This is a genomic window from Marinobacter shengliensis (assembly GCF_030297115.1).
Taxonomy (GTDB): domain Bacteria; phylum Pseudomonadota; class Gammaproteobacteria; order Pseudomonadales; family Oleiphilaceae; genus Marinobacter; species Marinobacter shengliensis.
Genome location: NZ_AP028062.1, coordinates 1,738,243 through 1,761,171 on the forward strand (window position 1 = coordinate 1,738,243; position 22,929 = coordinate 1,761,171).

Consider the following 22,929-nt stretch of genomic DNA (forward strand, 5'->3'; position numbering starts at 1 on the left):
CCCTGCGGCATCAAGGCTGCAGGGGCTGCTTTTTCAACTCAGCTTCCTTGCCGGGCTGTACTTCCAGCCACCAAAGGTGGCTGTGCCAGTCACCGAGCACAATCCGGCGCGCTGGTTTGTTATTGGCTTCGAGGTGGTGCACGGCCGGACGATGGGTGTGGCCATGAATCATCAGCTGAACGCCGTGGGCTTCGAGCTCCTTGACTACTTCCTCTGGCGTCACATCCATGATGTCTTCCGCCTTGCCCTGGTTCTTGGCCATCGACAGCGCCCGTAATTGCTTTGCCATTTGCTGGCGGTCTTCCAGGGGGCGGGCCAGCATCATCTTCTGCATCTGCGGGTTGCGCATGTTGGCGCGGAATTTCTGGTATTCCACATCGGCAGTGCACAGGCTGTCGCCGTGCAGCAGCAGAGTAGGCGTTCCATACAGATCGATCACCGTCGGGTCGTCCAGCAGGGTGGCGCCGGACCGGTGGCAGAATTCTTCTCCGATCAGGAAGTCCCGGTTGCCATGCATCAGGAAGATATGGGTGCCGCTGTCGCTGAGTTGCTTCAGGGCGGCGGCAATCTGCTCCTGGAGCGGTGTGCGCTCGTCGTCACCAATCCAGGCCTCAAAAAAGTCGCCCAGAATGTAGAGCTGCTCAACCCCTGCTGCCTTCTCTCGCAGGAACGTCAGGAACGCGTCCGTAATATCCGGGCGCGACTCCTCAAGGTGCAGATCCGAGATAAACAGCGTGGTCACGCGTCCTCCAGAACCTCGGCCTTTTCAATAATGACGTCCTCAAATGGCACGTCCTGGTGGCCGGCACGCATGGTGGTGCGAACGGCGCGGATGTTGTTTACGGTCTCCATGCCGTCAACCACTTTGCCGAACACACAGTAGCCCCATCCCTCGGCATTCTTGGCGGTGTGGTCGAGGAATCCGTTGTTCTCCACGTTGATGAAGAACTGGGCAGTGGCAGAATGCGGGTCCATGGTTCGGGCCATGGCGATGGTGCCGACCATGTTGCTCAGGCCGTTGTCGGCTTCGTTCTGGATGGGCTCGCGGGTTTTGCGCGGGGTCATGCCCGGCTCAAAGCCGCCGCCCTGAACCATGAAGTTGCTGATAACACGGTGAAAGATCAGACCGTCGTAAAAACCGTCGCGAACGTACTGCTCAAAGTTCTTTGCGGTTTCCGGGGCTTTTTCGTAGTCCAGTTCCAGTTTGATATCACCGTGGTTGGTCTGCAGCAGAATCATCAGGTCGTCCTGTTAAATAGGGGTTGTGGGTCTGAAGGTTGCATTGTACTCAAGAGTTTCGTCCTGTGCATGAGTCCGGCAACGATTTGTGAGTATAATAGGCGGTTTAAGGGAGCCTGCACCGTGCTCCCCGGATCCATTCCCCGTTGACAGAGATTGTATGAGCGCCGAGTCGAAGAAAGCCCACAATTTTATTCAGAGCCTGATCGAAGACGCCATCGCCAAGGGTGAGCACACTGGCAAGGTCGTTACCCGTTTTCCGCCGGAGCCCAACGGCTACCTGCACGTTGGTCACGCCAAGTCGATCTGCTTGAACTTTGGTATTGCGCAAACCTTCGGTGGCGAGTGTAACCTTCGCTTTGACGACACCAACCCGGAAAAGGAAAGTCAGGAATACATTGATGCCATCAAGCAGGACGTCGAGTGGCTGGGCTACGAGTGGGCGGACGACGTACGTTACGCCTCAGATTACTTTGACCAGCTGTACGCCTTTGCCGAGGAGTTGATCGAGAAAGGCAAGGCCTATGTGTGTGCACTGAATGCTGAGCAGATGGCTGAATACCGTGGTTCCCTGAAGGAGCCCGGCAAGAAAAGCCCATACCGGGACCGCCCGGTGGAAGAAAGCCTGCAGTTGTTCCGGGACATGCGCGACGGCAAGTTCCAGAACGGCGAGTTGGTGTTGCGGGCCAAGATCGATATGGCCTCCCCGAACATCAACCTGCGGGACCCGATTCTTTACCGCATTCGCTACGCCGACCATCACCAGACCGGAAGCAAGTGGTGCATCTACCCGATGTACGACTTCACCCACCCGATTTCTGATGCCTTGGAGGGGATTACTCACTCCCTGTGTACGCTCGAATTCGAAGACCACCGGCCCCTGTATGACTGGGTGCTGGATAACATCACCGTTCCGTGCCATCCGCGCCAGATTGAGTTTGCGCGGCTGAACCTGAATTACACCATCACCAGCAAACGCAAGCTGAAGCGCCTGGTGGACGAACATGTGGTAGAGGGATGGAACGATCCGCGTATGCCGACTATTTCCGGCATGCGCCGCCGTGGTTACACCCCGGAATCCATACGCAGCTTCTGCGACATGATCGGTGTTAACAAAGCTGGTGGTACCGTTGATGTAGGTATGTTGGAGTATGCCATCCGGGAAGACCTGAACGACCGGGCGCCCCGCGCCATGTGCGTCATGCGCCCGCTAAAAGTGACTCTCACCAACTACCCGGCTGATCAGACCGAAACCCTGACCTTGCCGGTGCATCCGCAGAAGCCGGAGATGGGTGAGCGGGACGTCACCTGGAGCCAGACTCTGTACATCGACCGGGAAGACTTCGAGGTGGAGCCGCCGCGTAAGTGGAAACGTCTGGCGCCGGAGCAGGCGGTGCGTCTGCGCGGAGGTTACGTGATGACCTGTAAAGAGGTGGTGCGCGATGACAGCGGTGAGATCGTTGAACTCAAATGCGAGTACGATCCGAACACGTTGGGTGTGAACCCGGAAGGTTACAAGCCTAACGGCGTGATTCACTGGGTATCGGCCAATGACAGCATCGAAACCGATATCAACCTGTATGACCGACTGTTTAACCACGAGAGCCCGGACAGCGACAAGGAAGGTGACTTCCTGGATCACCTGAACCCGGAGTCTCTGGTGGTGCTGAAGGGCGCGCGGGTTGAGAAAAGTCTGGCCGAGCCAAGGACCGATTTACCGTATCAGTTCGAGCGTGAGGGCTATTTCTTCTGTGATCAGGAGCTGACAGCCAAGGCCGGCAAGCCGGTGTTCAACCGGACAGTCACACTTCGGGATTCCTGGGGCAAGGGAGGCAAGTAATGCGTATCTACAATACGCTGACGCAGCAGAAGGAAGCGTTCAAGACCATCGAGCCGGGTAAGGTACGCATGTACGTGTGTGGCATGACGGTCTACGACTACTGCCACCTGGGCCACGCCCGGGTGTTGGTGGCCTTCGATGTGGTTACCCGTTACCTGCGCCACCGTGGCTATGATGTGACTTACGTGCGTAACATCACCGACATCGACGACAAGATCCTGCGCCGGGCCGATGAAAATGGTGAGGTCTACACCGACCTGACCGACCGCATGATTCACGCCATGCATGAAGACGAAGCTCGCCTGGGTGTGCTGGCTCCCAGCGATGAGCCGCGGGCTACCGCCTACATCGACGATATCATCGCCATGATCCAGACGCTGATTGCGGGCAACCATGCCTACGCGGCTGATAACGGTGACGTGTATTTCGCGGTGGATTCCTTCCCGGACTACGGCAAACTGAGCAAGAAAAAACTCGAAGACCTGGTGGCAGGTGCCCGGGTGGATGTGCAGGAAGCCAAGCATAGTCCTGCGGATTTTGCCTTGTGGAAGGCCGCCAAGCCTGGTGAAGTGAGTTGGCAGTCTCCCTGGGGCGATGGCCGGCCGGGCTGGCATATCGAGTGCTCGGCTATGTCCACCAAGTGCCTGGGCGACACCTTCGACATTCACGGTGGCGGGCCGGATCTGCTGTTCCCGCACCACGAGAACGAAATTGCCCAGTCGGAATGTGCCACCGGCCACAAGTTTGTACATACATGGATGCACGCCGGCGCCATTCGGGTGAACAAAGAGAAGATGTCCAAGTCTTTGGGCAACTTCTTTACCATCCGGGAAATCCTGGAAAAGTATCCGGCGGAAGTGGTGCGCTACTTTCTGGTCTCCAGCCATTATCGCAGCCAGGTGGACTATTCCGAGGAAAGTCTTGCTGAGGCAGGGCGGACGTTGACCAAGCTGTATCATGCCCTGCGGGGTATTACCCCGGCCAAGGACAGTGACGTGCCGGAGACCGACCACGATCACCGGTTCGCCGAAGTGATGGACGACGATTTCAATACCGCCGGTGCCATCGCGGTTTTGCATGCCGTGGCCAACGACATCAATCATCACCGCCGTGAAGGCGATGACGAGCAGGCCAAGCGCAGCGCAGCCATTCTGGTTCGTCTGGGTGGCGTGCTGGGGCTGCTTCAGCAAGACCCGGAAGCTTTCTTCCAGGCCGATACCGGTAGTGAGCTGACTGCTGAAGATATTGAGGCCATGATTCAGGACCGCGCCGATGCCCGCAAAGCGAAAGATTTTGCTGGGGCCGATCGTATCCGGGATGAGCTGCTCGAAAAGGGTATTATTCTGGACGACAGTCGCGAAGGCACCACCTGGCGCCGGGCCTGACTCGCACCATTACACCTAAAGCCGCATTGTGCTGCATGGGAATGACCTTGTAGGGAATTTCACGTACAATGCGGCGCTCAAATCAGAATGCCCCGCGCCCGTGGCGCTAGAAGGGGAGTCGGGAACTACAAACCCATTGAGGCAAGCAACGATGACAGAACGCGTTCAAGTTGGCGGCATCCAGATCGCCAAGAATCTGTACGATTTCGTAAATAACGAAGCGATCCCGGGCACCGGTGTTGACGCTGACAAATTCTGGGCCGAGTTCGACAAAATTGTGAACGAACTGGCTCCGCGCAACCGCGAATTGCTGGCCAAGCGTGACGCCCTCCAGGAAAAGATGGATGCCTGGAACCGTGACCACAAGGGCCAGAAGCTGGACATGGCTGAGTACAAGGCGTTCCTGAAAGAGATCGGTTACCTGGTCGATGAGCCCGCCGATTTCAAAATCTCTACTGCCAACGTAGATCCGGAAATCGCTACCATGGCCGGCCCGCAATTGGTTGTTCCGGTGATGAACGCCCGTTTTGCCCTGAACGCCGCCAATGCGCGCTGGGGTAGCCTGTACGATGCGCTGTATGGCACCGATGCCATCTCTGAAGAAAACGGTGCCGAGAAAGGCCGCGGTTACAACCCGGTACGTGGTGCCAAGGTTATCGAGTGGGCCCGTAATCTGCTGGATGGCTCAGCGCCCCTGGCGTCCGGCAGCCACAAGGATGCCGCAAAATACTACATCGATGGCGGCAAGCTGGCGGTGAAACTGCAGAATGGTGAAGTCACCGGCCTGAAAGACGAGTCCGGCTTTGTTGGCTACACCGGTGCCGCCGATGCCCCTACTGGCGTTCTGCTGGTGAAGAATGGCATGCACTTTGAAATCCAGATCGATGCCAGCCATCCGATAGGCAAAGACGATGGTGCCAACGTCAAAGACGTGCTGATGGAATCTGCCCTGACTACTATCATGGACTGCGAAGACTCCGTTGCGGCGGTAGACGCAGACGACAAGGTAGTAGCCTATAAGAACTGGCTCGGCCTGATGAAAGGTGACCTGGAAGAGTCCTTCGAGAAGGGCGGCCAGATGATGACTCGCCGTATGAACGGCGACCGCACCTACACCGGTGCTGATGGCAGCGAACTGACCCTGAAGGGCCGCAGCCTGCTGTTCGTTCGTAACGTTGGCCACCTGATGACCAACCCGGCCATCCTGCTGAAAGACGGTAACGAGATTCCGGAAGGCCTGATGGATGGCCTGGTCACTTCACTGATCGCCATTCACGATCTGAAGGCTGATGGCAAGTTCCAGAACAGCACCAAGGGCTCTGTTTACATTGTTAAGCCCAAGCAGCACGGTCCGGAAGAGGTGGCGTTCACCAACGAATTCTTCGGTCGTGTTGAAGATGCGCTTGGCCTGCCGCGCTTTACCCTGAAAGTGGGCATCATGGATGAAGAGCGCCGTACCACGGTGAACCTGAAAGCCTGTATCCACGCTGCCAAAGATCGCACCGTGTTCATTAACACCGGCTTCCTGGACCGCACCGGCGACGAGATTCACACCTCCATGGAGCTGGGTCCGTTCATCCGTAAGGGCCCGATGAAGCTGGCTACCTGGATCAACGCCTACGAGCAGTGGAACGTAGATATCGGCCTGGAAGCGGGTCTGTCTGGTGTTGCGCAGATTGGTAAGGGTATGTGGGCCATGCCTGACCTGATGGCCGGCATGCTGGAAGCCAAGATTGGCCACCCGAAGTCTGGCGCCAACACCGCCTGGGTTCCGTCGCCGACGGCCGCTACCTTGCACGCCACCCACTACCACCAGGTGAACGTGTTTGATGTGCAGAAAGAGCTGGCTAACCGTCAGCGGGCGTCTCTGGACGACATCCTGACGGTTCCGGTGATGGACGATCCGTCTTCACTGAGCGCGGAAGACATCCAGCAGGAGTTGGACAACAATGCCCAGGGTATCCTTGGCTACGTTGTACGCTGGATCGACCAGGGCGTGGGCTGTTCCAAGGTGCCGGACATCAACGATGTAGGCCTGATGGAAGACCGCGCGACCCTGCGTATCTCTTCACAGCTGCTGTGCAACTGGCTGTACCACGGTATCTGCTCCGAAGAGCAGATCATGGAAACCATGAAGCGCATGGCTGCCGTAGTAGACAAGCAGAACGCCGGTGATGCCGCGTACCGCAACATGGCCCCGAACTTCGACGACAGCATCGCCTTCCAGGCAGCTGTGGATCTGGTTCTGAAAGGCCGTGAGCAGCCGGCCGGCTACACCGAGCCGCTTCTGCACGCCTACCGCCAGAAGGCCAAGGCCAAGTACGGGCAGTAATCTGCTCCGCGTTCAAAAAAACCCGCTCCGGCGGGTTTTTTTTGGGTCTGACCCCGAACGGGGTCTGACCCACCTTTGCTGACTTCCACTCGTGGACTGACCCATTTTGGCCCCATGGGTTCTAGCTGCGGGGCAGGGGCGGGCAAAAGGGGGTCGGTCCCCTTTGGGGACAGACCCTTGGGGCACTGACCCATTTTGGACCCATGGGCTCGAGCTTTGGCATTGGGGTCTGTCCCCGAATGGGGACTGACCCTTTTTAGATCCATGGGCTCGAGCTTCGGGGCGGGGACGGGCAAAGGTGGGTCAGTCCCCCAGGGGTCTGTCCCCGAATGGGGACTGACCCATTTTGGACCCATGGGTTCTAGCTAGGGGGCAGGGACGGGCAAAAGTGGGTCAGTCCCCTTTGGGGACTGACCCTGACAGACAGCTAGCGGTGAAGCACATCCGCCGCGTAAAGGGTGTTCTCCAGCAGGGTGGCGATGGTCATGGGGCCTACGCCGCCGGGGACCGGGGTGATGTACGCCGCGCGTTCGGCGGCTGCGGCGAAGTCTACGTCGCCGCAGAGCTTGCCGTCGTCCATGCGGTTGATGCCCACGTCAATCACCGTGGCGCCGGGTTTTACCCACTCGCCTTTGATAATGCCTGGCTTGCCGACGGCGGCAATCAGGATGTCCGCCTCGCCCACAAACTTCTCCAGATTGTCGGTGAACCGGTGGCATACGGTGGTGGTGGCGCCTTTCAGCAGCAGTTCCATGCTCATGGGGCGACCCACGATGTTTGAGGCGCCGACAATGACCGCGTGCTGACCTTTGTAGGGTGTGCCTATGGAGTCGAGCAGGGTAATGACGCCGGCCGGTGTACAAGGGCGCAGGCAGGGCTTGCGCTGCATCAGGCGGCCGATGTTGTAAGGGTGAAAGCCGTCCACGTCTTTATCCGGGCGAATCTTCACCAGAATCGGGTCGGCGTCGAGGTGTGAGGGCAGGGGGAGCTGAACCAGGATGCCATCTACCGCGGGGTTTTCGTTCAACTCATCAATCAGTGCTTCCAGGGCCGCCTGAGAGGTGTCTTCGGGCAGGTCATAGGACAGCGACAGAATGCCCGCTTCATCGCAGGCTTTGCGTTTATTGCCCACGTACACGTGGGAGGCGGGGTCGTTGCCCACCAGAACCACTGCCAGGCCGGGTGCTCTCAGGCCTTTGGCTTTCCGGGCCTGTACGCCCGCAGCCACCTGTTGTCGAACCCGGGCGGCGATCTCTTTTCCGTTAATCAGTTTGGCGCTCATGTTTCCGTCTTGTCGGTTGGGCATGAATAGTGAAGAAGTGAAGGCCGGGCATTGTCTCATGCTTCGGCATTTACGCCAATGCGCTGAACCGGGACTCAGGCAAAGCTCCTTGGGGAACTTTTTGTGCCTGCCCGGGTCTTTTTAGGCAACGTTATCTCTATGATTTTTGAAATCGTTGTTGACGGATGCCTCAGCCGCCGGTAATATGCGCGCCAACTTTGCTGAGGCACTTGTTGTTCAGTCGAAACGGGGTATAGCGCAGTCTGGTAGCGCGCCTGCTTTGGGAGCAGGATGTCGGGAGTTCGAATCTCTCTACCCCGACCATTTTCTGGATATTCAGGTGGGCGAACGGTCAAGCGCCCGTAGCTCAGCTGGATAGAGCATCCGCCTTCTAAGCGGATGGTCGCAGGTTCGAGTCCTGCCGGGCGCGCCATCAAGTCGTGAGTCCGGACCGGATCGCCAAACCAGCAAAGTTGAAGCAAGCAGTAGTGAGTGCCAAAGGCACCTCCCTGATGTGGTGGACGTAGCTCAGTTGGTAGAGCTCAGGATTGTGACTCCTGCGGTCGAGGGTTCGAACCCCTTCGTCCACCCCACTTTTCCCCTTGTTTGTTTTTCTGCCTGTCTGTACGGCGTTTGGTCGTTTCGGTACAGTGCCAGATACGCGAGAGTGGCGGAATTGGTAGACGCACTGGATTTAGGTTCCAGCGGGGCAACCCGTGAGAGTTCGAGTCTCTCCTCTCGCACCACCCTTTCTTTTTTCAGTAATGCCCCCATTTTTGTCTATGTCGGTTGTGGCGCTGGTCTCAAAGCGATATTCAGCCTTACCGGGTGATTCTCTCGGTGGGGTAAACCGTGATAAACTACCGGCTTTTAATTTTGCGTCCCTTTCGGGCTTGTCGCTTTGAACAGGGTTTGTCTTAATTTTCATTCACCTACAGAATCTGTAATTTGAGGAACTTCCATGCAAGTGTCTGTTGAAACGACCTCTAACATCGAGCGTCGCATGACGATTGGTGTGCCCGCCCAGGAAATCGATCAGGCGGTTCAGAAACGCCTGCAGGAAACTGCCCGTTCCGTGCGCCTGAACGGTTTCCGTCCTGGCAAGGTGCCCATGAGCGTGGTCAAGCGTCGTTTCGGTGACAGCGTTCGCCAGGAAGTGGTTGGCGAGGCCATGCGCGACCATTACATCAAGGCACTGCAGGAGCAGGATATCAACCCGGCTGGCTGGCCGAAGTTTGAACCGAAAACCATGGAAGAGGGCAAAGACCTCGAGTTCGTCGCCATCTTCGAAGTGCTGCCTGAAATCGAGCTGGGCGACCTGTCCAAGGTTGAGGTAGAGAAGCCGGTTGCTGAAGTGACCGACAAAGACATCGATACCATGATTGACAACCTGCGTCGTCAGCAGGCCACGATGAAAGAAGTCAAGCGCAAGTCCAAGAACAAAGATGTTCTGACCATCGACTTCAAAGGCTTCATCGAAGGTGAAGAGTTTGAAGGCGGCGCCGCTGAAGGCCATCGTCTGACTCTGGGTTCTGGTCAGATGATCCCGGGCTTCGAAAAGGCCATTGTTGGTGGTAAGGCCGGTGAAGATCTGGAAATCGAAGTGGAGTTCCCCGAGGACTACCACAACGAAGACCTGGCTGGTAAGCCTGCCAAGTTCGATATCAAGATCCACAAGGTAGAAGAGCCGCAGCTGCCGGAACTGGACCAGGAGTTCTTCAAGAAGTTCGGTATTGAAGCCGAAGACGAAGCGACCTTCCGTGAAGAAGTGAAGAAAAACATGGAGCGCGAGCTCAAGCAGGCGGTGTCCAACAAGGTCAAGAACGACGTTGTTGACGGACTGCTGGAAACCACCGAGCTGGAGATTCCGGCTGCCCTGGTGGATCAGGAAATTGATCGCCTGCGTCAGGATGCCGTTCAGCGTTTCGGCGGCCAGGTTGACTTCCAGCAACTGCCCAAGGAAATCTTCGAAGAGCAGGCCAAGCGCCGCGTGAAGACTGGTTTGTTGTTCCAGGAAGTGGTCAAGAAGAACGACCTGAAGGCCGAGCCGGCCCAGGTGGATGAAAAGATCCAGGAGATCGCATCTACGTATGAACAGCCTGAAGAGGTTGTTGCGCACTTCACCAACAACCCGGACCAGAAAGCTCAGATCGAGTCATCTGTTCTGGAAGATGCCGTGGTGGACTATGTGCTTGGTCAGGCCAAAGTGAAAGAGAAGAAAATGAAGTACGAAGAAGCGGTTCAGGCCGGTCAGCCCCAGCGCTGATGGCCCCGGGCCTGGCCCGGAGTCGCTTTCTGGAAACAGCCGGCGTGTCCGGCTGTTTTCATCTGGGCTCACTGGTGGCAGAGTATAAGGGTATCCTGACGATCACTTCCGGATATCCTGCCACAGGAGTCCATGCCCATTGTCCATAAGGAGTTCAGGCGCACATGACGCAGAAACCGTTTGATGGCCCTACAATGATAACCAACGCCGGTCTGGTGCCGATCGTAATTGAACAGACGGCACGCGGAGAGCGTTCCTTTGATATCTATTCCCGGCTGCTCAAGGAACGGGTGATTTTTCTGGTTGGCCCGGTCGAAGACCACATGGCAAACCTGGTCGTTGCTCAGCTGCTGTTCCTGGAATCCGAAAATCCGGACAAGGACATCCACCTTTATATCAACAGCCCAGGCGGCTCTGTGACTGCCGGTATGTCCATCTACGACACCATGCAGTTTGTAAAGCCGGATGTTGCCACCTTGTGTATCGGCCAGGCGGCCAGCATGGGCGCCTTCCTGCTGTCAGGGGGCACCAAGGGTAAACGGGCGTGCCTGCCGAATTCCCGGGTGATGATTCATCAGCCGCTGGGTGGTTACCAGGGGCAGGCGACGGATATCGAGATTCATACTCGCGAAATCCTGAAGATTCGCCATACCCTCAACACCTTGCTGGCGGAGCACACCGGCCAGGATCTGGAGACCATCGCGCGCGACACTGACCGCGACAATTTCATGGATCCGCAGCAGGCGAAAGAGTACGGGTTGATCGATACAATACTTGATAAGCGCGTACCGAATAAATAATACTGAAAGTCATCGCATCATCCCTGGTCGGCGTATTGTTTGATTGCGCCGACCAACGAAGAACAGAGGTATTTCAATGGCAGATGAAAGAAACGGCAGAGGCGACGATAACGGCAAGTTGCTGTACTGCTCGTTTTGTGGAAAGAGCCAGCATGAAGTCCGTAAGCTCATTGCAGGGCCCTCGGTGTTCATCTGCGACGAGTGCGTTGACCTGTGCAACGACATTATTCGCGAAGAGATTCAGGAAAACGCCCAGGAAGAGGCCAGTGATCGTCTTCCCACACCGGCGGAAATCCGCGAGACCCTGAACGAATATGTGATTGGCCAGGACCGCGCCAAAGTTGTGCTGTCGGTCGCGGTTTACAACCACTACAAGCGCCTGCGCTATGGCGAAGGCAAAAGTGACGTTGAACTGGGCAAGAGCAATATTCTGCTGATTGGTCCGACCGGTAGTGGCAAGACTCTGCTGGCCGAGACGCTGGCTCGGATGCTGAATGTGCCGTTCACCATCGCCGACGCGACCACGCTCACCGAAGCCGGTTATGTGGGTGAAGATGTCGAGAACATCATCCAGAAGCTGCTGCAGAAGTGTGACTACGATGTCGAAAAGGCTCAGCGTGGCATTGTCTATATTGACGAAATCGACAAGATTTCCCGCAAATCCGATAACCCGTCCATCACCCGAGATGTTTCCGGTGAAGGTGTGCAGCAAGCGCTCCTGAAACTGATCGAGGGTACGGTCGCGTCGGTTCCGCCCCAGGGTGGTCGCAAGCATCCGCAGCAGGAGTTTCTGCAGGTAGACACCACCAACATGCTGTTTATTTGCGGTGGCGCTTTTGCCGGCCTGGAGAAAGTGATCCAGGAGCGTTCGGAGCGCAGTTCCATAGGCTTTTCCGCAACGGTGAAGAGCCAGGACGACAGCAAGAATACCGGTGACATCATCCGTGATGTCGAAACCGAGGATCTTGTGAAATTTGGCCTGATTCCGGAGTTTGTTGGCCGTTTGCCGGTGGTTGCTACGCTGACTGAGCTGGATGAAGAAGCCCTGGTGCAAATCCTCACCGAGCCCAAGAACGCGCTGACCAAGCAGTATCAGAAACTGTTTGATATGGAAGGCGTGGAGCTGGACTTCCGGGAAGACGCACTGCGTGCCGTGGCGCGCAAGGCGATGGAGCGTAAAACCGGCGCCCGGGGCCTCCGTTCAATCATGGAAGCCACACTGCTGGACACCATGTATCAGATTCCATCTGAACATGATGTCTCCAAGGTGGTGATTGATGCCAGTGTCATCAGTGGTGACTCTGAGCCATTCAAAATCTACGCAAGCAGTGACCATGCCAAGGCGGTACCCGAGGACTGACTCTGTTCTGTGGGTATTTGGCAGTGCATTGAAAAGGGGCGACTATCGCCCCTTTTTCATGACGCTGAATGCTGTTCCTGCCCATCGGTTCCTTTCGTAAAAAGATTGCAATTTTCGCCGCCGCCCCAATGATGGGTGATATGCTGAATAAAATGCTGTCAGAGGATTCCCTATGACCCGTATATCTGAAGAAACTGTGCAAGACTACCCGTTACTCCCGCTGCGGGACGTAGTGGTGTTTCCGCACATGGTGGTCCCGTTGTTTGTGGGCCGGGAGAAGTCCATCCAGGCACTGGAAGCCGCGATGGAGGGCAGCAAGGAAATCCTTCTGGTCGCCCAGAAAGACGCCTCAACCGATGAGCCTGGTGCCGTGGATGTATTCTCCATGGGTACTTTGGCCACCGTACTGCAGATGCTTCGTCTGCCGGATGGTACCGTCAAGGTGCTGGTTGAGGGCAATGCCAGGGCCAGCATTGCCGATATTTCCGAGGGTGATTTCCTGTCAGGACAGGCCATTCTGATGGAAGAAGAGTCGTTGCCTGAGCGCGAGGAGGATGTGCTCACCAAGACCCTGATGGACGAATTCGAAAAGTATGTGAAGCTGTCCAAGAAGGTGCCGTCAGAGGTTTCCAATGCCTTGACGGGTATTCAGGAGCTTGAGCGCCTGGTGGATACCATGGCGGCCCATCTTGAAATGCGGATTCCCGAGAAGCAGGAATTGCTGGAGGCACTGGACGTTCGCAAGCGTGTTGACCTGCTGCTGGGCAAACTGGACGGCGAGATCGACCTGATTGAGGTGGAAAAGCGCATCCGCGGCCGCGTCAAGAAACAGATGGAGCGGAGCCAGCGTGAGTATTACCTGAACGAGCAGATGAAGGCCATCCAGAAAGAGATGGGCAATCTGGGCGAAGGCAATAACGACTTCGAAGAGCTTGAGCAGAAGCTCGAGGAAGCGGGCCTGCCGGAAGAGGCGCGCAAGAAAACCGAAACAGAACTCAACAAACTGAAGATGATGTCGCCCATGTCAGCGGAAGCCACCGTTGTGCGGGGTTACATCGACTGGATGCTGGCGGTGCCCTGGAAAAAACGCAGCCGCGTGCGTCACGATCTGGAGAAGGCCCGTGAGATCCTGGATAAGGACCACTACGGCCTGGATGAGGTGAAGAAGCGCATCCTTGAGTACCTGGCAGTGCAAAGCCGTGTGAAGAAGGTCAAGGGGCCTGTGCTTTGCCTGGTTGGGCCTCCCGGCGTAGGCAAGACGTCGCTTGGGCAGTCCATCGCTAAGGCGACCAACCGCAAGTATACCCGGATGGCCCTGGGCGGCGTTCGGGACGAAGCAGAGATTCGCGGCCACCGGAAAACCTACATCGGCGCTTTGCCAGGCAAGCTTTTGCAGAAGCTGTCGAAGGTTGGCGTGAAGAACCCGCTGTTCCTGTTCGATGAAATCGACAAGATGGGCATGGACCACCGGGGTGATCCGGCGTCTGCCCTGCTTGAGGTGCTGGACCCTGAACAGAACCACACCTTTAACGATCACTACCTGGAGGTGGATTACGACCTCTCTGACGTGATGTTCGTGTGTACTTCCAACTCCATGGATATTCCGCCGGCCCTGCTGGACCGGATGGAGATCATCCGGATTCCGGGCTACACCGAGGAAGAGAAGGTCAATATCGCTCTGCGCTACCTGTTGCCCAAGCAGATCAAGGCGAACGGTTTGCGCAAGGACGAACTGAAGATTCCCGAACAGACACTGCGTGACCTGATCCGCTACTACACTCGTGAGGCGGGTGTGCGGGGCCTGGAGCGGGAAATCGCCAAGATCTGCCGGAAAGTGGTCAGGGAGCACGTAGAGGCCAACGACAAGGCCTCTGTGACCCTCTCGCCCGAGATGCTGGAGGACTACTCCGGCGTCAAGAAATTCAAGTATGGTCTGGCGGAAGAGAAGAACGAGATTGGTCAGGTGACCGGGCTTGCCTGGACCCAGGTGGGTGGCGAGTTGTTGACCATCGAATGTGCTCTGACCCCAGGTAAAGGTCGAGTGGTCAAGACCGGTTCATTGGGGGACGTCATGCAGGAGTCGATTCAGACGGCCCTGACGGTGGTTCGCAGCCGGGCTTCTGGCCTTGGCATTGCCGATGACTTCCACGAAAAACACGATCTCCACGTGCATGTACCTGAGGGTGCAACGCCAAAAGATGGCCCCAGTGCCGGTATTGGCATGTGCACAGCGCTGGTGTCAGCACTGACCAAAATTCCGGTCCGGGCCGAGGTGGCCATGACCGGTGAGATTACCCTTCGGGGTAAAGTTCTGGCGATTGGCGGGCTCAAGGAGAAGCTGCTGGCAGCCCATCGGGGTGGCATCAAGACCGTCATTATTCCCGATGAAAATGTCAGGGATCTCAAGGAGATACCGGATAATATAAAAGACTCTCTTGAGATTCGTCCGGTGAAGTGGATTGACGAGGTTCTGGACATTGCACTGGCTTACCAGCCGGAACCGCGCACCGCCGATTCGGCAAAAGAGGGCGCCTCGTCGAAAGCCGGAGATGACGCCGGCGATGCTGCCGAGCGCATAAATACACATTAAACCCCCGATGAGTTGTTGACATGCCTGAGAGCCCGTTGGTATAACTGTTTCGCCGTGAAGCAGCCAATACCAAGGGCTCCCGCGCAGTAAGTGCCTATTCCGAACACCGGTGTACTACCGAAAGGAATAAGAAAACTGAAGAATGGAATTCTCCGACCGCATATGCGATAGTCGGGAACGTCCTCGAAAAACAAACCGACCTATAACATCTTCAACCTGAAATCGAAGGGGTTTAGTGTGAACAAGTCCGAACTTATCGATGCAATTGCAGAGTCCGCAGATATCTCCAAAGCTGCAGCTGGCCGTGCGCTGGATGCCATGACCAACTCCATCACTGGAGCACTGAAGAAAGGCGATCAGGTTACCCTGATCGGCTTCGGTACCTTTTCTGTGAAAGAGCGCGCCGCCCGTACTGGCCGCAACCCGCAGACTGGCGCTGAAATCAAGATTCCGGCCTCTAAAGTGCCTGGATTCAAAGCAGGCAAGGCCCTGAAAGACGCCGTTAAGTAAAGGCTCTTTCTTTGGCAGCTTTCGCTTGCGAAAGCTGCCGCAAGAATTCAAGGCGCATTCCGGACAGGGTGCGCCTTTTTACGTTAAAGTGCAGCCGCCTCACCAATAACACCAGCACGACCTTGAACAGGGATTCAGGAACAACATGCTTCAAGATATTCGGGATAACGCCCAGGGTACTATTGCAAAGGTTATTATCGGCCTTCTGATCATTTCTCTGTCAATCTGGGGGATGGACGCCATTGTTGGCGGTTTTTCCGGTGAGCCGGAAGTGGCCACTGTTAACGGAGACTCCATCACCGAGCGGGAGTTTTTGCGCACCGTGCAGCTGGAAACACAGCAGCGGCTCATGCAGATGGACAGCCCGGATCCCTCCATGCTGGATGAAGATCAGATCCGTCGGGATGTGCTGGAATCCCTGATCCAGGAGCGGGTGCTGACCCTCGACGCCCAGGCCCAGGGACTGGAGCTGTCGGATGCCGACATCGATGCGCTGATTACCCAGATGCCCCAGTTCCAGGTAGACGGTCAGTTTAACCGTGACCGGTTTGTGGCGACTGTGCGCAATGTTGGCATGGGCGTGGGTGAATTCCGCGAGAACATGCGGAAGAACTACGTGGTCAACCAGATTCGTGCGTCCATCGCGCAGACCGGTATTGTGGCCAGTGAAAACGCCGCACAACTGTTACGTATCCAGAATCAGACCCGCGATTTCCGTGTGCTGACCGTCAACGCAGACTCCCTGTCTGAGCAGATTACGGTAACCGAAGAAGAGATTCAGGCGTTTTACGACGACAACGCCGATCAGTTCCGTGAGCCCGAGCAGGTTAACGCGGCTTACATTACGCTGTCGTTGGGCGCCCTGGCGGATGCGATCGAAATCTCCGAGGAAGACCTGCGGGCCTTTTACGATGAGCAGGCCGAAGAATACGCCCGTGAGGAGCGGCGCGCTGCCCATATCCTGATTGAAGACGGTAGCGACGCTGAAGCCACCATCGCGTCCATTCAGGAGCGTTTGGAGGCAGGTGAATCGTTCGCGGACCTGGCCGAGGAATTTTCCGCTGATACGGTTTCCGCCCGTGACGGTGGTGACCTGGGTTATGCCGGCCGTGGTGTCTACGATGAGGCCTTCGAGAACGCGCTCTTTGCCCTGGAAGACGGTGAAGTGTCCGGCCCTGTTGAAACCAGCTTTGGTATTCACCTGATCCGACTGGAGGGCGTGCGTCGTTCCGATGTGCCGTCGTTTGAGTCGTTGCGGGACGAGCTGCGTGATGAACTGGCTCGTAGCCGTGCCAGCGAGCGTTTTGCTGAAGTGCGTGCCCAGTTGGCGGACGCAGCCTACGCGGCGGACGATCTGGCGGGCCCTGCAGCAGAGCTTGGTCTGGACGTGCGGGAAGTGGACGGGGTAACCCGGGAGGGTGGAGCCGCGCCTTTCGATCACGCCGGGCTGGTGCGTCAGCTGTTTTCCGATGACGTACTGCAGGGCGGTTTCAATACCGAACTGATCGATGTTGGTGACAATGCGTCTGTGGTGGCTCGCGTCCGCGAATATTTCGAGCCTCGTCAGCGTGAGCTGGCCGATGTTCGTGACGACATTGCCGCCATGTTGGAAGCGCGCAAGACCCGGCAGGTGCTTGAGGCGAGAGTGGATGAGCTGATGGCTGCCCTGGAGGCGGGAGAAGATCCCGAATCGCTGAATGCCGGTGACTGGCAGCGTTTCGAGAACCAGGGGCGAGACGGTGCTAACCTGAGCCGATTTGTGGTTCAGCGTGCCTTTGCCATGCCACGCCCGGACGAAGGTAATCCTTCCATGGCCAAAGCCGTTGGCCAGCGTGAAGCAGCGATCATTCTGGTTGATGCCGTAAACGAAGGTGCGGTGGATACAGATGGCGCTGAATACCAGCAGTTGCGTCAATTCCTGACCCAGCTCGAGGGCCAGCGTGAGTACATGGCTTATCAGCAATACCTGAGAAACACCGCGGAGGTCGACAGGGATTGATTCCCGGGTGCGATCAAGAGTGATTAAAAAAGGGTGCCCATCAGGCACCCTTTTTTTTTACGTGTTAGGGAATCAGTTGGCTTTTTTGATGTACACCTTGGGAGTTTCACCGGTGACGTCGAAATAAAAGCCGTATACCGCCGATTCCGGTGGTGTGAAACGGAAGTTCTCAAACACGGCTGAACAGTTCGCTCGAACCGGCGTGTTGAGCGTTACTTCCTTGTCGTCTTTCTCGGACAGGTAACCGCAGTTGGTCCCATTGCTCCAGTTGGCATCGCCAAACTTGAATTCATAGGGTTGGCCGTCAGCCTTTAATTCGATTTCCGTTCGGTAGACGCCGGTGTCGACCTTCTTGACCTTGTATTCGGGCAGGGCATCCCACCAGGCAAACTGCCCGCGCAGATACAGTGACTGGCTATAGTCACGTTCACCACCGGTGGTGGCACAACCGGTCATGGCAAGCACAGAGACCAGCGCCAGATTGCCAAGTACTTTTTTCATGTTGTTCTCCTTGTTATCAATGGTCACAGCCGGCATGGCCGGCTGTGTTGAGGCCCGCCGGTCAGCGGGCAAATACCGCAACCGAGAGCCCGGGCACCAGGAACTCGCCAGCGTCGGCAGCCGCAGACTGGGCAGGGGAGGTATCGGCCCTGACGGAGAAATCCCCGTCCAGGGTGTGGTTCAGCGTCTGGGTGGTGTTGCTGGCGTTGATCACCACCACAATCTCGTTATTGGCAGGGTCCAGCTCCGGCAAACCGGCGGTACCGTCATCCAGCAGGCTGAACGCGATCAGCCCCGGAGTTTGCTGCGAGCCGGTGTTGAGGAAGCTGAGGCGGCTCTTGATGTCCTCCGCGGTCTGCAGCCGGAACAGTGGGCTTTCCTTGCGCACCCTTAGCAGCTCCAGCACCTGATCCCTGGTGTAGCTGATCGTCGCCGGAGTGGGGTTGGCGTGACTGCCAGCGGAGGTGATGACCTCGGTGATCAGGTCCCAGTTAGAGCCATCCTTGTCCTGGCGGGGCAGGCCGCGATTCCAGGCGGAGGCCTGGAAGCTGAAATCCACCTCGTTGTACCAGTCCCCGGAATCATAGCTGTCCCGTTCCATGGATTTGGAACGCAGTAGCTCGGAGCCCATATGCAGGAACGGGATGCCCTGACTGAGAATCGGAACGGCCAGGGCAACAACCTGCATCTGCGCCCGCTCCAGGGTGCTGGCGGCGTAGTCGGTTTTGTACTGGTTGTTGTCCCAGAGAGTCTGGTTGTCGTGCTTGGAAACGTAATTGATGATTTCCTGGGGATCTGCCGTGTAACCGGCGGCCTGCCCGTTGTAGTCAATTTCGGCCGCGGTTTTCAGCTCGTCTGTGGCGGTCTCAAACGGGTAGTCTGCCAGGCTGCCGGCGATGCCCACACGAATCCAGTCACTCACCTGCAGTAACCGGTTTCTCTCATCCTCGCTGCCTGTGTTCCGATCGTTGGGGTAGGTGAACAGGCCATTGGCAAACCCCTGATTGGCCCGAATGGCATCACCCCCATCGAAGGGCCCACCGCCACGTACGGCATCTCGCAGGCGATCGTTGAAGGAGCCAATACCGGTTCCGGCCATGTTGGTCTGGATGGCGTTAATGCCTCTGGCGTTGTTGGCCACCTCGCCGAAGTTCCAGGCTTCACCGTAGAAATAGGTGTCCGGATCGACCGCCTGCACCGCCGCCAGGGCCTTTTCCATATTGCTCAGCATGTGGTGGCCCATCAGATCAAACCGGAACCCGGATATTTTGTAGTGCCGGGCCCAGGTAACGAGGGAATCCACCATCAGCTTTTCCATCATCGCGTGCTCAGAGGCGGTATTCTCACAGCAGGTGGACTGCTCGACGGCTCCGGTTTCCGGGTTCAGGCGGTGGTAATAGCCGGGTACCAGCTTGTCCAGAACCGAGTTGTCGGCAAGGCCGGACGAATTGGTATGGTTGTAGACCACATCCAGAACCACGTTCAGGCCCAAGTCGGAGGCTGCCATCACAAGTTCCCGGAACTCGGTAATGCGTTGAGGGCCCTGGGCTTCTGTGGCATAGCTGCCTTCCGGCACAGTGAAGTGAACCGGGTCATACCCCCAGTTGAAGCTGTCCAGGTCGCGGAACGTGTTATACAGCGCCTGGGCGTGACCGGTGAGTGGGTCAAACCCTTCCAGAACCTGGCGAATCGTTTGCCCGCTTGCACAGTATTCAGAAAACTCGCTGGCGGCCGCTTCGGAAAGCTCACACAGCCGGTTGAAATCGTCTTGAATATCGACCACCTGATTCGGGTTCTCATTCACGGTGGCGATATCAAAGGCAGGTAACAGGTGCAGGTGAGTTACACCAGCCTCGGCCAGGGCCTTGAGGTGTGCGACGCTGTCGACACTGCCATCAGAAGGGGCTGTAAAGGCTTTGTATTTGCCACGATGGGACGGCTCAACGGTTTCGTCTGTGGCGCTGAAATCGCGAACGTGCACCTCATACACCACGACATCCTCCGGCGCTGACCTCGCTGGAATCGTAAGACTGTCCCATCCGGATGGCTTGTAGTCTGCGCCAAGGTCCACCACCTGGGCGTACTGGCCATTCGCCGAGAGACTGAGGGCGTAAGGGTCGGATACCAGGGCGGTTTCGATGGCGCCGGTTCTCGGGTGGTAAACGGAGACTTCGTATTGATAATACATCTCCAGCAGGTCGCTGCGGCTTCCTGAATGGCTCCACACCCCGTCGGATTCGATCATCTCGGCCGGATATCCGGGCAGGAGATTTCCGGCTTCATCGAACACATGAAGCTTCAGGTTCTGGGCGGTTGGTGCCCAGACCGAAAAGGTAACGGAGCTTGCGTCGACGATGGCGCCCAGCTCTCCGCTAAAGGCAAACAGATCATCCAGCACCCCGGGGATCTGCACGCCAGTGGCGGTTACCAGCTCGTCGTTACTGTTATAGGCTGCGGCGACCAGTTGGCTTTTTAACGCGGCTTTGATCGTTTCGCTGTCAGCGTTGATCTCGTAGGCCGGCCAATCCACCAGGTGGGGGAACTTGTCTGCACTGGCTTCAGGTAACGTGGTGGGTGTCAGTTCCACTATGTTGCCACCACTCAGGGTGTCGGAGTCGCTGACGTTAATACCGGCATTGTGGTCATAGCGAAGTTCAACCCGTGGCAGATTTCCGGTGTCCCGGAATACCAGGGTGTTGCGATCCACCCAATGGGTACTGGCGCCAGCAATGGTAATACCGTCGGTCTCGATCGGTGTACTGGATAACAGCTGGCTGCCGCTGACGGTGAAAATGCGGTTGCCGAGCGCACCGAAGTGCCAGCGGTGGTCCTGGCCGCCAATATCTTTCTCATCACCCTTGTGGACAATGAAGTTGAGGCAGTCCCCGGCTTCGCGCATGGGTATCCGGTAATAGGCGCCGTAGGTGTCGCTGATGCCGTCGGCCAGTCTTGGGTTGTCCCAGTCGGTCGGCACACCATCGGCCAGGCCGTCACAGCCAGCGCCGGCGTCGTTCCACAGGTGCAGGCCCCAGCCGTCATAGCTGGCATCTGGTCGCTTGTAATAGAGCAGGGCCTCGTTGGCCCCGGGTTCGAGCAGGCCGTCAGCGCCGGTATTTCCGCCGTTGGCCGGAGAGTCGCTGCTACTGCCGGAGTTGCAGCCGGTAAGAGCCAGCGCAAGGGTCAGCACTATGCCACCCGTGAGCCGTTTATGGTCAGGCATTGTCAACATCCTCTTTCCAATTGTTTTTGTTGGTGGAAGATCCGTTCCGGATCTTCCTCATGGTTGCGTGAAGCGTGCACGAGAACATCCCTCCGGGATCGGATTTTCGGGGCGTAGCCCTGGGTGGCAGCGGGGCGTAGATGTCATTGGGCGAGGGGCAAAAAAAGGGCCGGCAAATGCCGGCCCTGAAGGAGGTCCAAGTAGAGCGTGTGGAGTTTAGAGCCTTACCACCAGGCTTCGATCTGGGCGCCGATCTGGATGTCGCCATCAATGCCTTCGCCACCGCGTGCGGCCTCGGCTTCATCTCCGAAGAAGGTAGCAGCGTAAGCGCGGATAACGGGGCGCGCCCAGTAGCCAGGGCCGGCCTGCCATTGCTGGGCGATGGCCACTTTCCCGAGATCCTGGGATTCGGTGAACCAGGGGCGGTCGGTATCGCTGTAGCCGATCTCAATCGCGGTACTCATAACGGTTGACCAGTTGTAGATCGGTCGGGCGATGATGCTCAGGCGCTCACCATCACGGGCGCCGGCATCATGGGGTTTGGCCTTCTCATAGACAACGGAATGGCCCAGATCCCAGTTACTACCCAGTTTGATCACGCCGTGGTTGAGCACGCGCCAGCTGGACTCGAAGTAGCCTGCAACGTTGCCGTTATCCACTCGCCCGCCACTGCTGCCTTCGGCATTGGCGAAGCCCATGGAGTCGGCGCCATACTGCACGGCGAACTTGTTGAAGCCACCCATAACACCTGAAGACAGCTCGGCGGTGAGAAAATAGCCGTTCTCGTCTTCAATACCGGCGTCTTTCTGCTGGTCGGTCAGGTCCGCCATGGCGTAGATGCCGATCAGCTCAAGGGTGTGGCCGCCGGCTACCGGGAAGGCGTATCGAACGTCAAGTTTGTTGTTCTGAACCAGGCCATCACCGTCGCTGGTGTCGGCATTGGTATAGGCAACGGACAGGTGGCCGGCACCTGCCTTGATGTTCTCGATACCCGCGCCGTAGCCGGAGTTGTTGACGTAGAAGAGATCCATCTGGTGGATGTCTTTACGCTGATAGAAGCGTTTGCCGGCCCAGAGGGTGGCGCCGGGCAACGACTCGACGACGTTTTTGGCAGACACATAAAGCTGTCTCAGGGCAATCTCACCGCCGCCGAAGGGGTCTGCGTTGTTGCGGGTGACTTCTTCGTTGGCGAAGTCGATACCGCTGATGTTGTTGCCGCCATTCAGTGCCTGGTAATCGTTGCCCTGGGGCTCAGCGCTGTAGGCAAGCATGGAGTCAATGCGGAAGGTCTTGCCGTCCTGGCTGAACAGCTCGTCGCCCAGTGACAGCTCGGCATAGGTGTCGCATTCGTCAGCCAGGCGGCCTACATAGTGACCGCTGGCGCCATTGCCGAAACAGGTTTGTTCGCCGCCGCTGCCGATATTGGTGGAGGCTCCTGCCCGGGCATAGCCGTGGAAGTCCACCGCGATGGCCGGTGTTGCCATGACCGCTGCGGTGATGGCAGCTGCCAGTGGGAGCTTGCTAGCGAAGAGAGGCTTTTTATTGTGCATCGTTTGAGTCCTGTGTTTTTGTCATTCTTGCATGTCAGGGAAGCGGAATTTCCGG

The 22,929-nt window shown here is 57.3% G+C and carries 15 protein-coding genes and 4 tRNA genes; 13 read left to right on the plus strand and 6 right to left on the minus strand.

The window, feature by feature from the left end; all coding sequences use genetic code 11:
* Nucleotides 1–10: 10 nt before the first annotated feature.
* Together lpxH and QUE75_RS07935 are read right to left on the minus strand one after the other, a co-directional pair.
* On the minus strand, nucleotides 11–742 hold the full coding sequence (lpxH, locus tag QUE75_RS07930) for a UDP-2,3-diacylglucosamine diphosphatase (RefSeq protein WP_138436467.1): 732 nt from the start codon (nucleotides 740–742) through the stop codon (nucleotides 11–13).
* Nucleotides 739–1,239 carry a peptidylprolyl isomerase gene (locus QUE75_RS07935; protein ID WP_072677569.1) on the minus strand — a complete coding sequence of 167 codons (501 nt, stop codon included), beginning with the start codon at nucleotides 1,237–1,239 and terminating at the stop codon, nucleotides 739–741. Before QUE75_RS07935 ends, lpxH begins: the two co-directional genes overlap by 4 nt.
* Before the next feature lie 160 nt (nucleotides 1,240–1,399).
* Here QUE75_RS07935 and QUE75_RS07940 point away from each other — a divergent pair, with 160 nt between their 5' ends.
* From QUE75_RS07940 to QUE75_RS07950, 3 genes are all read left to right on the plus strand, one after another.
* Nucleotides 1,400–3,079: a glutamine--tRNA ligase/YqeY domain fusion protein gene (locus QUE75_RS07940; RefSeq protein ID WP_286254941.1), complete on the plus strand. Its 1,680-nt coding sequence runs from the start codon at nucleotides 1,400–1,402 to the stop codon at nucleotides 3,077–3,079.
* Nucleotides 3,079–4,464, plus strand: a complete 1,386-nt coding sequence (gene cysS / locus QUE75_RS07945) for a cysteine--tRNA ligase (RefSeq protein WP_286254943.1) — start codon at nucleotides 3,079–3,081, stop codon at nucleotides 4,462–4,464. The genes QUE75_RS07940 and cysS overlap by 1 nt, the downstream gene beginning before the upstream one ends.
* A 151-nt stretch (nucleotides 4,465–4,615) precedes the next feature.
* Nucleotides 4,616–6,796 (plus strand): malate synthase G, encoded by a 2,181-nt coding sequence (locus QUE75_RS07950; RefSeq protein WP_152437910.1) that lies wholly within the window; start codon nucleotides 4,616–4,618, stop codon nucleotides 6,794–6,796.
* A gap of 427 nt (nucleotides 6,797–7,223) precedes the next feature.
* On the opposite strand, the gene folD is transcribed toward QUE75_RS07950, so the two are convergent.
* Nucleotides 7,224–8,078 (minus strand): bifunctional methylenetetrahydrofolate dehydrogenase/methenyltetrahydrofolate cyclohydrolase FolD, encoded by an 855-nt coding sequence (gene folD, locus QUE75_RS07955; protein ID WP_106695489.1) that lies wholly within the window; start codon nucleotides 8,076–8,078, stop codon nucleotides 7,224–7,226.
* A 247-nt stretch (nucleotides 8,079–8,325) separates the two neighbouring features.
* On the opposite strand from folD, the gene QUE75_RS07960 reads away from it, so the two are divergent.
* From QUE75_RS07960 to QUE75_RS08005, 10 genes are all read left to right on the plus strand, one after another.
* Nucleotides 8,326–8,402: transfer RNA gene (locus QUE75_RS07960), tRNA-Pro, on the plus strand.
* 32 nt (nucleotides 8,403–8,434) lie between these two features.
* Nucleotides 8,435–8,511: transfer RNA gene (locus QUE75_RS07965), tRNA-Arg, on the plus strand.
* A gap of 84 nt (nucleotides 8,512–8,595) precedes the next feature.
* Nucleotides 8,596–8,671, plus strand: a tRNA-His gene (locus QUE75_RS07970).
* A gap of 68 nt (nucleotides 8,672–8,739) precedes the next feature.
* Nucleotides 8,740–8,824 (plus strand) — tRNA-Leu (locus QUE75_RS07975).
* Nucleotides 8,825–9,039: 215 nt separating this feature from the next.
* Nucleotides 9,040–10,344 carry a trigger factor gene (tig, locus tag QUE75_RS07980; RefSeq protein ID WP_061330964.1) on the plus strand — a complete coding sequence of 435 codons (1,305 nt, stop codon included), beginning with the start codon at nucleotides 9,040–9,042 and terminating at the stop codon, nucleotides 10,342–10,344.
* Between the two features lie 164 nt (nucleotides 10,345–10,508).
* A complete protein-coding gene (gene clpP, locus QUE75_RS07985; protein WP_058090435.1) occupies nucleotides 10,509–11,144 on the plus strand; it encodes an ATP-dependent Clp endopeptidase proteolytic subunit ClpP in 636 nt (211 codons plus the stop codon).
* Nucleotides 11,145–11,220: 76 nt separating this feature from the next.
* Nucleotides 11,221–12,504: an ATP-dependent Clp protease ATP-binding subunit ClpX gene (gene clpX / locus QUE75_RS07990; protein WP_106695492.1), complete on the plus strand. Its 1,284-nt coding sequence runs from the start codon at nucleotides 11,221–11,223 to the stop codon at nucleotides 12,502–12,504.
* Nucleotides 12,505–12,676: 172 nt separating this feature from the next.
* Entirely contained in the window at nucleotides 12,677–15,094 is a 2,418-nt protein-coding gene (lon, locus tag QUE75_RS07995; protein WP_286254951.1) for an endopeptidase La, read from the plus strand.
* Between the two features lie 237 nt (nucleotides 15,095–15,331).
* Entirely contained in the window at nucleotides 15,332–15,604 is a 273-nt protein-coding gene (locus QUE75_RS08000) for an HU family DNA-binding protein (RefSeq protein WP_008174603.1), read from the plus strand.
* A gap of 145 nt (nucleotides 15,605–15,749) precedes the next feature.
* Nucleotides 15,750–17,603, plus strand: a complete 1,854-nt coding sequence (locus tag QUE75_RS08005; RefSeq protein WP_286254960.1) for a SurA N-terminal domain-containing protein — start codon at nucleotides 15,750–15,752, stop codon at nucleotides 17,601–17,603.
* A gap of 72 nt (nucleotides 17,604–17,675) precedes the next feature.
* Here QUE75_RS08005 and QUE75_RS08010 read toward each other — a convergent pair whose 3' ends face one another.
* The 3 genes from QUE75_RS08010 to lamB form a co-directional block, all read right to left on the minus strand.
* The gene (locus QUE75_RS08010) at nucleotides 17,676–18,104 is read right to left on the minus strand and encodes a hypothetical protein (protein ID WP_286254962.1); all 429 of its coding nucleotides are present in this window, start codon (nucleotides 18,102–18,104) and stop codon (nucleotides 17,676–17,678) included.
* Between the two features lie 61 nt (nucleotides 18,105–18,165).
* Complete coding sequence (gene pulA / locus QUE75_RS08015) at nucleotides 18,166–21,324, minus strand: pullulanase-type alpha-1,6-glucosidase (protein ID WP_286254964.1); 3,159 nt, start codon at nucleotides 21,322–21,324, stop codon at nucleotides 18,166–18,168.
* A 224-nt stretch (nucleotides 21,325–21,548) separates the two neighbouring features.
* Complete coding sequence (gene lamB / locus QUE75_RS08020) at nucleotides 21,549–22,874, minus strand: maltoporin LamB (RefSeq protein ID WP_058089492.1); 1,326 nt, start codon at nucleotides 22,872–22,874, stop codon at nucleotides 21,549–21,551.
* Nucleotides 22,875–22,929 lie beyond the last annotated feature (55 nt).